10 protein-coding genes are annotated in these 13,771 nt (G+C 30.1%); 2 read left to right on the forward strand and 8 right to left on the reverse strand.

What is annotated here, in order from left to right:
* Position 1: 1 nt before the first annotated feature.
* Entirely contained in the window at positions 2-631 is a 630-nt protein-coding gene (locus BXQ17_RS07385) for a peptidylprolyl isomerase (RefSeq protein ID WP_077809998.1), read from the reverse strand.
* Between the two features lie 126 nt (positions 632-757).
* On the opposite strand from BXQ17_RS07385, the gene BXQ17_RS07390 reads away from it, so the two are divergent.
* Positions 758-1,129, forward strand: a complete 372-nt coding sequence (locus BXQ17_RS07390) for a BlaI/MecI/CopY family transcriptional regulator (protein WP_077809999.1) — start codon at positions 758-760, stop codon at positions 1,127-1,129.
* Complete coding sequence (locus tag BXQ17_RS07395; RefSeq protein WP_077810000.1) at positions 1,126-3,261, forward strand: M56 family metallopeptidase; 2,136 nt, start codon at positions 1,126-1,128, stop codon at positions 3,259-3,261. Before BXQ17_RS07390 ends, BXQ17_RS07395 begins: the two co-directional genes overlap by 4 nt.
* A gap of 68 nt (positions 3,262-3,329) precedes the next feature.
* Here the strand turns inward: BXQ17_RS07395 and BXQ17_RS07400 are convergent, their stop codons facing one another.
* From BXQ17_RS07400 to BXQ17_RS07430, 7 genes are all read right to left on the reverse strand, one after another.
* Positions 3,330-5,936, reverse strand: a complete 2,607-nt coding sequence (locus tag BXQ17_RS07400) for a T9SS type A sorting domain-containing protein (RefSeq protein ID WP_077810001.1) — start codon at positions 5,934-5,936, stop codon at positions 3,330-3,332.
* 172 nt (positions 5,937-6,108) lie between these two features.
* Positions 6,109-8,025, reverse strand: coding sequence for a cell division protein FtsZ (ftsZ, locus tag BXQ17_RS07405; RefSeq protein ID WP_077810002.1), 1,917 nt, complete (start codon positions 8,023-8,025; stop codon positions 6,109-6,111).
* Between the two features lie 70 nt (positions 8,026-8,095).
* Positions 8,096-9,430: a cell division protein FtsA gene (gene ftsA, locus BXQ17_RS07410; protein WP_077810003.1), complete on the reverse strand. Its 1,335-nt coding sequence runs from the start codon at positions 9,428-9,430 to the stop codon at positions 8,096-8,098.
* Positions 9,431-9,436: 6 nt separating this feature from the next.
* On the reverse strand, positions 9,437-10,045 hold the full coding sequence (locus BXQ17_RS07415; protein ID WP_254712347.1) for a cell division protein FtsQ/DivIB: 609 nt from the start codon (positions 10,043-10,045) through the stop codon (positions 9,437-9,439).
* Positions 10,046-10,151: 106 nt separating this feature from the next.
* Positions 10,152-11,504, reverse strand: a complete 1,353-nt coding sequence (gene murC, locus BXQ17_RS07420) for a UDP-N-acetylmuramate--L-alanine ligase (RefSeq protein ID WP_077810004.1) — start codon at positions 11,502-11,504, stop codon at positions 10,152-10,154.
* Entirely contained in the window at positions 11,501-12,595 is a 1,095-nt protein-coding gene (murG, locus tag BXQ17_RS07425; protein WP_077810005.1) for an undecaprenyldiphospho-muramoylpentapeptide beta-N-acetylglucosaminyltransferase, read from the reverse strand. The genes murC and murG overlap by 4 nt, the downstream gene beginning before the upstream one ends.
* Positions 12,579-13,769, reverse strand: coding sequence for an FtsW/RodA/SpoVE family cell cycle protein (locus tag BXQ17_RS07430; RefSeq protein WP_077810006.1), 1,191 nt, complete (start codon positions 13,767-13,769; stop codon positions 12,579-12,581). The genes murG and BXQ17_RS07430 overlap by 17 nt, the downstream gene beginning before the upstream one ends.
* Positions 13,770-13,771 lie beyond the last annotated feature (2 nt).

The raw sequence follows: 13,771 nt of genomic DNA on the forward strand, positions 1-13,771 counted from the left end.
TTTATTTTATAAAATAGGCTTTTAAAATATAATCTACCTTCGGATATTTCTCCTTTAGAAAGGCATTACCAAGTTTATTTATCTTTCCTTGTTGTCTTCCTAATTTATCACCGTAACCATCATAAAACTTTAAAACATTTTCTTTACCCGCAATTACTTTAGCAATTACAGGAAAACCTTTAACGCCAGAATATTCTATTGTATCTAATCTAGCATTCTTCTTTAAATTAATAAAAATTTGATTCGTTCTTGTTTCAACTCCGCTTCTTGCAAAGGCAATTGTCATAGAATCATTTTTCATAATCACAGGTTCATCAACAAAACCTTTATTTGACCAACTATTATTAATTATAGAATCGTTGTGAATACCAAATTGAGCAACAAAATTTGGCACAACTCTAAAAATAGCAACATCTTTATAATATTCGTATTTAATTAGTTGATATAACCTGTCTACACCTGCCGGAGACCAAGCTCTTTTTGCTTCAATATCAAAATTACCTTGTGTTGTTTCAAACCTTGCTTTAAACATTTCTGGCGCTTCTTTTTTTAACCATCTTTCTTTAAATTTTTTTGTAGCACAAGATGTAAAAAGCACAATACCAAGTAATACTATAATTTTATTTTTCATTTATTTTTCTTTTGATATCCTTAAGTAATTCAACAAATATAACAAAAAGCACCACTCTATCTTAACTCTACATTTGTAGAATACAATTTTTTATTCTATGTTTGTAGAGTAAAAAATAATCAGAGTATGCAGTTATCTAAAACCGAAGAACAATTAATGCAATATTTATGGAAACGTAAAAAGGCATTTTTAAAAGATTTATTAGAAGATTTCCCTGATCCAAAACCAGCTACTACAACCGTTGCTACTTTATTAAAAAGAATATCAGATAAGGGTTTTATAGATTATAAACTGTTTGGTAAATCAAGAGAATATTACCCGATAATTAAAAAAACAGATTATTTTTCTAACCATGTAAACGGATTGATTAAAAATTTCTTTAACAATTCTGCGAGCCAATTTGCTTCCTTTTTTACCAAAGAAACTAATTTATCTACAGAAGAATTAGAAGATTTGAAAAAAGTTATCGAAAGTCAAATTAAAAAGCAACAAAAATGATAAGTTATCTTATAAAGTCTGCAAGTTGTTTAGCATTACTGCTATGTTTCTATCATTTTATTTTAGAAAAAGAAAAAATGCACAATTTTAATAGGTACTATTTATTAGTTGGCGTTATAATTTCTTTGGTAATACCGTTTGTAACAATTACCACCTATGTATCTACAAATGCCATAGCAAATACATTAACAAAAATAAACCAATCAGAATTTAGTACTGAAACTTTAGAAACAATAGAAGTTGAAGAAGTAATAGATTATACCAAATACTTTGTTAGCTTTTACTTATTAATATCCTCTTTATTACTAATTCGTTTTGGAAGAAATTTATTCAAAATAATTCAGAAAATTAGACTGAATGAACAAATAAAGTACAAAAAAGCAACCTTAGTTTTGGTTGATGATCAAATTTTACCACACACTTTCTGGAAAGCAATCTTTATCAATAAAAAAGAATATGAAACTGGCAATATCGAAGAAGAACTTTTTACACACGAATTAACACACGTTACACAAAAACATACCATTGATGTACTTTTAATTGAGTTTTTACAAATTCTATTTTGGATAAATCCTCTATTTATATTTCTTAAAAAAGCGGTACAATTAAATCATGAATTTTTAGCAGACGAAAAAGTTATACATCAACATAAAAATACATTTCAATATCAGCATTTATTATTGAATAAAGCTGCTTGGAACAACGAATATTACTTGGCCAGTAATTTGAATTATTCACTTACTAAAAAAAGATTAAAAATGATGACAACACAAAGTTCACAATCCAAAATATGGATTAAAAAGCTGGCGGTAATTCCGTTAATAGCAGGTTTTGTTTTTCTATTTGCAGAAAGAATTGAAGCACAAGAAAAAGAAGAAATTATCGAGGTTATTGAAGTATTTGAGGAACAACCTAAAAAAAATATTATAACAGAAAACGAAGTCTATAAAAACTATATAAACAGAAATGTATATATAACTTATACAAATAAGGAGGAAAAAAAAGTTTCTAAGTTATATACTGAATTGACAAATGAAGAAAAGAAAAGGTTTGTACTTCCACCACCTCCACCATTAAAATTAAAAAAAGTTACACCTACTAAAGCACAATTTGAAGCTTTAAAAGACAATAGCAAATTTGCTGTTTGGCTAGATGGAAAAGTGGTTAAAAATGAAACACTTAATAATTATAAGCACACAGACTTTGCTAGATACTCAAACAGTTTTGTATATAAAAATGCACGTAGTAAACGTTTTCCTCAAGAAAATCAAGCTCATTTAGAAACTACAAAATATTTTGAAGCTAAAAATGCAGAAAGAGTTAAAGAATTTGAGGATTATAAAAAAAATTACAAAAAAGAAATTATTGAAATAGTAGAGGATAAAAAAAATAAAACCGTTTTTATAGATTCTCCGATTATTAAAAACAATCCTAATTCTAAACAAAGTATTTCAAAAGAAATACCTTTTTTAACCACAACTATTAAAGCAGAAAAAGAAACTAATGTTGGTACAATTAAAGATATCCGTCTAAAGTTAAAAGATATAAATGCTTTAAAAATCACTTATAACAAAGAAGAAAATGTTCCTTCATTTATTAAGCAAGCTACAGATCCAAAATTCAATAAAAATTGGTTTATAACTATCGATGGACAAAAATACTATTACACTTTTGATAAAAAAGAAAGAGTAGCCAGATATTATAAAGACGGAAAGTTAGTAAATTTAGATATTGTAAAAGAATATAATAAAAAACATAAAATATTTGAAAAGCTTAAAAAAGAGGGAAAACATTATGTTTTTAAAACTGAAACTGAGCAGAAAGTAATTAAAAGAGAATGGTCTGATTTAGGAGGAATGTATTTTAGAATGCCAAGAGCAGATAAAAGCAAGGTTCCATTTCCAGTAAACCCAGTAAAGCCTTACGTAAAATTAAGAAAAGGAAATAAAGTTTGGTATAAGAAAAAAAGCGAATTAACTGAAGAAGATAAATTATTACTTCCACCTGCGCCACCAAAACCAAATGCAAGTAAAGAAGAAGTCTTAAAAGCTAAAAAAGCATATCAAGATTGGAAAAAGAGAACAGGAAATGATATTCCGCCACCACCTCCTCCAAGAAAAAAAAATAATTAATCAATAAAAAAAACCGCATTTAAGATAACTTACATGCGGTTTTTAAATTCAAAAATTAAAAATCAATATTATTCAATTATAAGTTTCTTTGTTTTATACGTTTTGTTGTTATTAGAAAGCTTAACAAAGTATAAACCTGCACTTAGCTTCTCTTTTTCTAACGAGATTTTATTGTTACCAAACTTTGTATCAAAATAGGTTCTTTTTAACAAGGCACCAGTTATATTATAAACTTCTAGTTTAGATCTTGCTTCAACTTCAGAGTAAAAACTTAACTCTGTACTTAACTTCATAGGATTAGGATATAATACTGTTTCTCCTTCTTCAACTACATTATTATCTACACTTAAAGTTTTCTGTGTAAAAACTAAATCTTTTATTGCCAATTCTTTTTCTACAGTTGTAACGCCATCAGAAGACATTGTAAATACAATAGAAACAACATCAGACAAATCGAAATTATTAACCGTTAAAGACTTAAAGTGATCTAAAGAAATTACAAAATCGTTCTTTTCTTCAGTTAATTTTACGGTTTTCTTAAACTGATTTTCCCATTGATCTATACCTTCTTTAACGATGGTAATTTCGACATCGCTATTTCCTGTTGCAGAAAACTCTAATGCGTTATATTCTGATAAATCTACTGTTTTAAATGTTGGCGTAAAACTTCTGTACGCAGAAACATATGAATTTGTAGTCGCTTTTAAAGCAATATCTCTTTCAACTTTATAGCCAGTTCCTGCATACAAGCTTTCGTTCTGAGTAATTTCAAAATTTGTTACTGTAGTACCTTCAGGAGAATCATCTTTACCCCAAACACCGTCTGACATGAATACATCATCTGGAGTTCTATTACTATCGTTTTCAATTCTAAAACCTATATCAAAAATATTACCGGTTTCTATTTTTAGATTTGTTATGTAACCCGCTTCTAATTCTATAGTTTCATTAAAATATTCTGTTTCAGAAGTTTCTGTTCTTTTAAATCCTGCATCTATTACAATCGTTTTACTTCTGCTTACATTAATTAATTCCAATTCTAAAGCTCCGTTTTTATACACACCTTTTTTCACAAAAACAGGTGGAGGTGTCGAGTTGTTGTAGTCTGATATTGGTTTCTGAATATCGAAAAGTTCTAGAGTTTCTTCACCTAAAGTAAATAAATCATCAATTGTATTAGTCCAGATTTGAAAGTTATAAAAGGTTGCTCCTGCTTCATATTTATCTATATTCCAATGACTTTCTATTCCAAAATTAGCATCATTATTTTTCAGTTTTCCAGAGAAACTTAAAACAAATTCTTTTGTTCCGTCTCTATTTTTAATAATAGACTTTATAAAAGGTTGCTCTTTAATTTCTATAGTTGATACTGATAAAATTTCTGCACCTAATAATCTATCGCAAATAAATTTTGTATGCTCGTAAACACCATTTTCTGTTTTTGTTGCTAAAACTACAGCTACTGTTTCATTGTTTTTAACATAGTCTACAGAGATTAATTCTGTAGCATTTGTTATATCGATTAAATCTGATGGTGAAGATTCTATTGCTTGTGCACCTTCAATAACATCCATTGGTACTAAATCTGACAATTGAAAAGATTCACTTTTTGAAGCTGTTTTTTTATAGTTTTTAGACTTTTGTATCTTTTTGGCTTTTAGTTTATCGAACTTATAATTGTTTTTACTTCTTAAATAATTTCTCTGATTTACTTTTTGAGAAAGACGATCGTTACTCTCTAAACCACCTTCGTTACCACTAGAAAGTTTAGGAACAAGTACAGGACAAGCTGCAACACCAGAACATGCCGGATCATCACAATCTACCAAACCATCGCCATCATCATCTAATCCATTAGAACAATCTTCTTGTGGAACTGGAGCTGTAGGACATCTTGCTCCGTCATTAGAACTACTAGAAGGTCCGTAAGCGAATAAATTAGAATCTAATACGCTTCCTATTTGTAAATCTTGCACATTTTGAATAACATAAACTGTTCCTGTTTGATTTGCTGACACATAAAAACGACCAGACAAATCAAAATAAACTGCACCGTAAGTATATGTTAAACCCGCAAGAATTGGCACCAAACCTAAATCTGTAACAACATTAGTTTCTGGGTTAATTCTATATAAATGATTCGTATTTTTTTCTACTGTATATAATTGCCCGTCAACTGCATTAAATGCCCAATCGTGCACAGATATATTTTTACTAAGTGTTCCTTTGCTGATGTATTTTGTATAATTTGCAGATTCTGGGTTTAAATCAATTGTATAATACTCTGTTCCACCTCCTTTTAGATAATAAATTCCAGAAGCACTAACATCACCTATATATTTACCCGCTGTTGTTAATTCATCAATAGTAAAAGTTTCTACATTAAAATTTTTACCAATTTTTACAATTGATTTTGAAGGAGAACTTAAATAACCCCAAATATATCCGTCGGCAGGATTATAACCCACAGCATTGATATTTCCTGGGGTAACATCTTCTTTTACTAAATAAGAGCTTCCAGAGGCCAAATCTAAGGCGTAAATATCATTTCGCTGAAATAAGTATGCATTATAATCACAATTAAATGGCTCATTTTGTGCCAATGCCTGTTGTGGTAAAATATTAATTAATAAAAGTATTAAGATTGCGTAAGTTGGGAGTAGTTTTGTTCTCATTTTGCCGGATTTTTATACAAATATCAGGTAATTAGGCACTTAAAGCAAAATTAATAGATAAAAAACAAAAATCTATAGATGAATTGTAAAAATAAAGCAGTTTAATTGTAAAATAAAAAAACCACACTTTTAAAGGTGTGGTTCTAATTATTGATAAATTAAATTGTACTAATTAATCTACATTGTCATGTAAAAATGAATTGTTAGACTTAAAATCTAGATTATTGTCGTCTTTTTTTATCGCGGTTTTAGATTGACTAATTGGTGCATTTACATTTAAATCTAAACCTTGTCTTTTGTATGCTGGCTGACGTTCTATTTCATCTATATTTTTACTTAACTGATCGTTAAATTTATAGTTGAAACCTTTCATTTTTTGACGTCTTTCTTCTGCTCTTTTTTGTAACTCTGCAATCGTTAAATCTAAAGGTGTAACTTCTTCACTCGTAGTTTCAATTGCATTAACTTCTGATTGAGGCGTTGCCGTTTTTAACTCAAAATGAACCTCTTCTTCTTGAACCGATTTTTCTTTTGCTATAATATGCGAGCTTTTACCAATTGTTGGTTGCGCATCAAAATCTTCTAAAACATATCTTGTTTCTTCAACTTTCTTTTCAAAAACAATTTCTTCTGCACCGTAAACTTCAATTTCGTTTACATTTACAGATTTCTCTTCATTTAAGTTAAACTTTATTTCTTCGTCTGCTTTAACTTCTGTGTAAGAGTTTAAAGGTAAATCGAATAATAAATCTGCTTGTATTTGCTTTGGCTGCTCATTTATTTCTTCTTCTACAACTGGCGTAGCATCTGTTATTATAAAGTCATCTTCAGAAACCGTATCTAAAGCAACTTCTTCATAAGAAACAGCAATATTTGCAATACTTTCTGTAGTTTGAACTAAATCCATTTTAGGAGCAACCTTAACAGGCTCTTCAACTACATCTTCCTCTAAAGTGTGTACAATTTTCTGTTCTGTTACACTTGCTTTTGGCTGGTTTAAAGTTGGTGTTTTAGAAATTGTATTTTCACCAAAGTTATAAGTTGCTTTTTGCTCATCTTCTAGAGTATGAACAATTTTCTTAACTTCTGTATTTGTAATTGTACTTTGTTGATCTGCAGCAAAACCCGTAGCAACAATAGTTACAGCGATAGCGTCACCCAACTCTTCATCTTCACCAATACCCATAATAATATTGGCATCGTAACCTGCTTCATCTTGAATATAGTCGTTTATTTCTCCTATTTCATCTAAAGTAACTTCGTTTGTACCAGAAACAATTAATAACAATACGTTTTTAGCTCCTGTAATCTTGTTGTCGTTTAACAATGGAGAATCTAAAGCCTTTACAATGGCTGTTTTAGCACGATCTTGCCCTTCTTCTTTTGCAGAACCCATAATAGCTGTACCACTGTTAGATAATACAGTTTTAGCATCATGTAAATCGATATTTTGCTTATAGTGATGTGTAATTACTTCTGCAATACCTCTAGATGCTGTCGATAATACTTCATCTGCCTTAGAAAAACCTGCTTTAAAACCTAAATTACCGTAAACCTCACGTAATTTATTATTATTGATAACAATTAAAGAATCTACATTTTGGCGCAACTGATCGATTCCTAATTGTGCTTGTTTTGCACGTCTTCTACCTTCAAAAGCAAATGGCATAGTCACAATACCTACAGTAAGTACATCCATATCTTTTGCAATTTTCGCAATAATAGGTGCTGCTCCTGTACCTGTACCACCACCCATACCAGCAGTAATAAATACCATTTTTGTTTGGGTATTTAACATTTGCTGTATTTCTTGCATACTTTCTTTAGCTGCTTGTGCTCCTATTTCTGGGTTTGCACCAGCACCTAAACCAGATGTTAAATTAGCTCCTAATTGAATTTTATTAGGAACAGGACTGTTTTCTAATGCTTGTGCATCTGTATTACAAATTACAAAGTCTACACCTCTAATTTGCTGCGTGTACATGTGGTTTACTGCATTGCTTCCACCACCACCAACACCAATTACTTTAATGGTGTTAGATTGTGTTTTTGGCATGTCGAATAAAATGTTATCAAATTCTGCGCTCATAATAACGTATCTATTGTTTAATTTTTCTTATTTATTTTTTATTTTCTTCTAGTTCACTTTCTATTTAGTTCTATTCTGCATTGTCTAAAAAATCTTTTAGACTTTCTGTGAACTTTTCAAAAAATGATCTTTTCTTTTTCGGCTTTGGTTTCTCTTCTTGCACTGGCGGTGTTTCTTCAACTTTTTCTTCTACCGGATTCAGAATTTCTTCAATTGCCTCTTCTATTATTTCTTCTTCTTTAGAATTTTTATCTAATCCTTCCATCAATAAACCAACTGCTGTTGCGTAAGATGGGCTTGACAAAGCATCATCTGAATCGCCAGCTAAATGCTCGTTAGGAAAACCTATTCTAGCATCCATACCAGTTATATATTCTACTAACTGACGTAAATGTTTTAATTGAGCTCCTCCACCGGTTAACACAATACCTGCAATTAATTTACCTTTTGCAGTTTCATGCCCGTAATTTTTAATTTCTAAATACACATGCTCTATAATTTCTTGAACTCTAGCATGTATAATTTTAGATAAATTCTTTAAAGTAATTTCTTTTGGTTCTCTACCTCTTAAACCAGGTATCGAAACAATTTCTGTTTCTTTATTTTCTCCTGGCCACGCAGAACCAAACTTAATTTTAAGTAATTCTGCCTGCTTTTCGATTATAGAACAACCTTCTTTTATATCATCTGTAATTACATTTCCACCAAAAGGAATTACAGCAGTATGTCTAATAATTCCGTCTTTAAAAATGGCTAAATCGGTTGTACCACCACCTATATCAATTAAAGCAACACCAGCTTCTTTTTCTTCTAAACTTAAAACTGCAGATGCAGAAGCTAATGGTTCTAATGTAATATCGCTTAAATCTAAACCAGAACTTTTAACACATCTACCAATATTTCTTATCGAAGAAACTTGGCCTACAACTACATGGAAATTAGCTTCTAATCGTCCGCCATACATTCCTATTGGCTCTTTTATATCTGCCTGAGAGTCAACTTTAAATTCTTGTGGTAAAACATGAATTATCTCTTCTCCTGGCAACATAACCAATTTATGTACTTGGTTTACTAAATCTTCAATATCAGAGTCGTCTATAACTTCATCTGAATGATTTCTTGTAATATAATCTGAATGATGCAAACTTCTAATATGTTGCCCTGCAATACCAACTACAACCTCATCTATCTTAACTCCAGAAACACTTTCTGCCTCATCTACGGCTTGTTGTATAGACTGTATTGTTTGTGTAATATTACTTACAACACCACGTTTTACACCTAAACTTTTTGCTTTTCCAATACCAACAACTTCAATTTTATCGTATTCGTTTTTACGACCAATCATGGCAACAATTTTGGTGGTACCAATATCTAAACCAACAGCTATTTTATTATTTTCCATTTTGATTTATTTTGTGCACACAACTTGGTTGTGATATTTTAAAGTAATTGTTTTATATTCTTGAATCGTTTTATCTTTATATGTTGTATTATAAAACGCTTTTAACTTGTTAAATTTTAACTTTACATCGATTAATTTGCCAAAATCAATTTTATAATCGCCACTTCTTACGGCAAATTGATACAAACCATCGTCAGATTTCTCAATTCCTACAATTTCTTTTTGCAAAAAATTGTCTTCTAAAATATAAGATATTAATGGTAAAACCACGTTAATATCTTCTTTATTTTCAACTCCAGAAACCAACATAACTCTTGCAGAATAATTCTTAGAGAGTGGTACTTTTACACCTTGTTTATCAATATAATAAGAACCATTTTCAGAAACAATTCTTGCTACTGGTGTACGTTGTTTTATGGTAGATTTTAACACACCTCCTATTGTTAAAAAAACTGCTGCTTTTTCAATATATGGATTTTTAGATACGTTCTTTTCTAATCTGTATAAATCTATTACAGATTTTGCTTGGTTTTTAACTGTTGCATCATTTTGTATTAACAATTTATTAACCATCGAATGCGTTAAAAAATTATTAGTTCCTTCTTCGAATTTCACTTCGATTTTTTTAATTTTTTTATTACTATTTCTTACCGAAGTAAAACTATACAAAAAGCTTAAAAAAGCAAGTATAGTAAGAAAAAAAAGATATTTTAAAACTCTTTTAAATTTCATTTTCATTCCATTTTAAAAGTTCATTTGTTACTTCTTTAATAACAACACCTATATCACCAGCACCTAACATTACTATAATTTTAGCATCAGAATTTTTAATATCTTTTACCAAATTATTTTTTTGAGTCTTTTTTTTCTGCTTATTTTCAATTTTAGACAATAACCAATCGGATGTGATGCCCGCAATAGGAGTTTCTCTTGCCGGATAAATATCTAACAATAAAATATCATCAAACTTATTTAATGCGTTTGCAAAATCGTCTGCAAAATCTTTTGTTCTAGAAAACAAATGTGGTTGAAAAACAACCAGTACTTTTTCTTCTGGATACATTTCTCTAACAGAATTATGTACTGCATTAATTTCTGTTGGATGATGCGCATAATCGTCTATTAAAACTAAATTATCCGAATTTATTTTATAAGAAAATCTTCTTTGTACACCTTTAAATGTTGATAATCCCTTTTTAATTTCTTCTAAAGAAACGCCATAAACTTCTGCCATTGCTAAAGCTGCCAAAGCATTCATTACATTGTGTCTTCCAGGTAAATAAAATTGAATATCTTTTATTTCTGATGAAGGTGTTTGTACATCAAAAACATATTTTCCGTTATCGATTCTTAAATTGTAAGCTTTATAATCTGCTTTTTCATCTATAGCATATGTTAAACCTTTTAAAGGCAAGCCTTTGGCAACAATTAAGCTATCAGAAACTTTATTAGAAAAGGCTACAAAAGATTCTGTTAACGCTTCTGGATTTTCATAAATATCCAAATGATCTGCATCCATAGAGGTTACACATGCAATATTAGGACTCAATTTTAAAAATGATCTATCAAATTCATCTGCTTCTACAACACTTATTTTATCACCACCTAAAATTAAATTAGAATCATAATTTTCTGCTATTCCGCCTAAAAACGAAGTTGCATTAACCGAAGTCATAATATGTCCTAAAATAGACGATGTAGTTGTTTTACCATGTGTACCAGCAACGGCCAAACAAAACGTTGCTGCTGTAATTTTACCTAAAATTTCTGCTCTCTTAAGAACTGTAAATTTATTATTAACAAAATAATTGAATTCTTTATGGTATGCGGGAATTGCAGGTGTATAAACAACCAACGTTTTTTCTTTATCTAAAAATGAAATAGGAATATTTTTTACAGCATCTTCAAAATGAATTGCAACACCTAATTCTTCTAAAGATTTAGTTATTAAAGATGGTGTTTTATCATAACCTGCAACCACTTTATTATTCGCCGCAAAATATCGAGCAATAGCACTCATACCAATGCCGCCAATACCAATAAAATAAACGTTATGTATTGTACCTAAATTCACAATCCTATTAATTTTTCTATTTCGTCAACTATATTTTTTGTTGCACTTGGCAATGCCAATTCTTTTATATTTTTAGATAAAGTTTCTTGTTTATCAGCATCTTTCATTAAAGATTCAAAAACAACAGAAAATGTATCTAAATTTCTTTCTTTTATCATTAAAGCCGCTTGTTTGTCTACAATCGACTTTGCATTTTTTGTCTGATGATCTTCTGCTACGTTTGGAGACGGAATAAATATTACCGGTTTCCCAACAATACATAATTCTGATACAGAACTTGCGCCTGCCCTAGAAATAATTACATCTGCAGCAGCGTAACCAAAATCCATCTTATTTATAAATTGATACACTTGAACATTCTCTTTAGCATTGTATTTCTTATACTCTTCAAAATATAATTTACCGCATTGCCAAATCAATTGAACGTCTTGTTTTTCAAAAAAATCTAAATTACTTGCAATTAATTCGTTAATTTTTCTTGCACCTAAACTTCCGCCTAAAACAAAAACCGTTTTCTTACTTTTATCTAACTTAAAAAACGCTTGCCCTTCTTCTCTTTTTGTCTGAATAGACAATAAATCTTGCCTTACAGGATTGCCTGTTTTTACAATTTTATTCAACGGAAAAAAACGCTCTAAATTATCATAAGCAACACATATTTTTTTTGCTTTTTTACTTAATAATTTATTGGTAATTCCGGGATAAGAATTCTGTTCTTGTATCAATGTCGGAATTCCCTTTTTACCCGCCATAATTAATGTTGGTCCGCTTGCAAAACCACCAGTTCCAATAGCTACATCTGGTTTAAATTTCTTTATTATTTTAGATGCATTCCATAAACTACTCATCAACTTAAACGGAAACGACAAATTATCTGAAGTCAACTTTCTTTGTACACCAGAAATCCACAGACCTTTAATATCATAACCCGCTTGTGGTACTTTTTCCATTTCCATTTTATCTTTTGCACCAACAAACAAGAAATTAGCATCTGGATAACGCAATTTTAATTCGTTTGCAATAGCAATTGCCGGATAAATATGTCCGCCAGTTCCTCCGCCAGAAATAAGTATGTTAATCGATTGTTTCATGCAAAATATCTAAAGGGTTATCATCTAAAATATCTTCTTCTGTTTCTTCTTTTGAAGCACTAACACTTAAAATCATTCCGAGCGCAAAACATGTCATCCAAATAGATGTACCACCACTACTAATTAAAGGTAAAGTTTGTCCTGTAACCGGAAATAAATTGGTTGCGACCGCCATGTTTATGGTTGCCTGAAAAATAATTGGCAAACCTACTCCAATTACCAATAATGTACCAAATATTGTTGTAGTTTTTTTTAATACAACAAATACTCTAAAAAGAAGTAAAAAATATATAAAAACAATAAGAATTGCACCAATTAAGCCATATTCTTCTACAATTATTGCATATATAAAATCTGATGATGATTGTGGTAAAAAGTTTTTTTGAACACTTTTACCAGGTCCAACACCAATAGGACCACCTGTTGCTATTGCAATTTTAGCTTTTTCTACTTGATAAGCTTCTTTACCTTCTGAACTCGAAAAACTATCTATTCTACTTTGCCAAGTTTGCACTCGGTTTGGCATCGCATCTGGAAAAGCTTTTGCTATTAAAATAAAAAATGACAACGCTATAATTCCTGCACCTAAAATAAAACCGATATACTTTAAAGGATATCCGCCAACAAAGGCGATAATAAGAATCATTGTAAAAATAATTGCCGTTGTAGAAAAGTTTGCTGGCAAAATAAGCAGCAACACTAAACTTACAGGCAACCAAAGCTGTAATATACTTTCTTTAAAAACAATAGCTTTTTCTTTGTTTCTTGCTAAATATCTAGCAACGTACACCATTAAGACCAAACCTGCTAAAGTAGAGGTTTGAAAACCAATACCTACAAATGGTATACGAATCCATCTACTTGCATTTGCGCCACCAATTGTAGTACCTTGTGCTAACGTAAAAATTAAAAGAATTATAACAATTGGCAGCATTAAAACAGAACCGCCAGAAAAATATCTATATGGTATTTTATGAACTCCATAAATGATAGCAAATCCCATAATTAATAAAACCATGTGTTTTACTAAATACCCAAGAGTAGAACCAGAACCAACAACATAAACCAAGTTTGTACTTGCACTATAAACTGGCATAAAAGAGAATATTGCCAAAACAGCTACAATAGCCCAAATGGTTTTATCTCCTTTTATATGTTGAAAAACTGCTTTCATTT

This window comes from Polaribacter sp. BM10 (assembly GCF_002005425.1).
GTDB classification, from domain to species: Bacteria; Bacteroidota; Bacteroidia; order Flavobacteriales; family Flavobacteriaceae; genus Polaribacter; species Polaribacter marinaquae.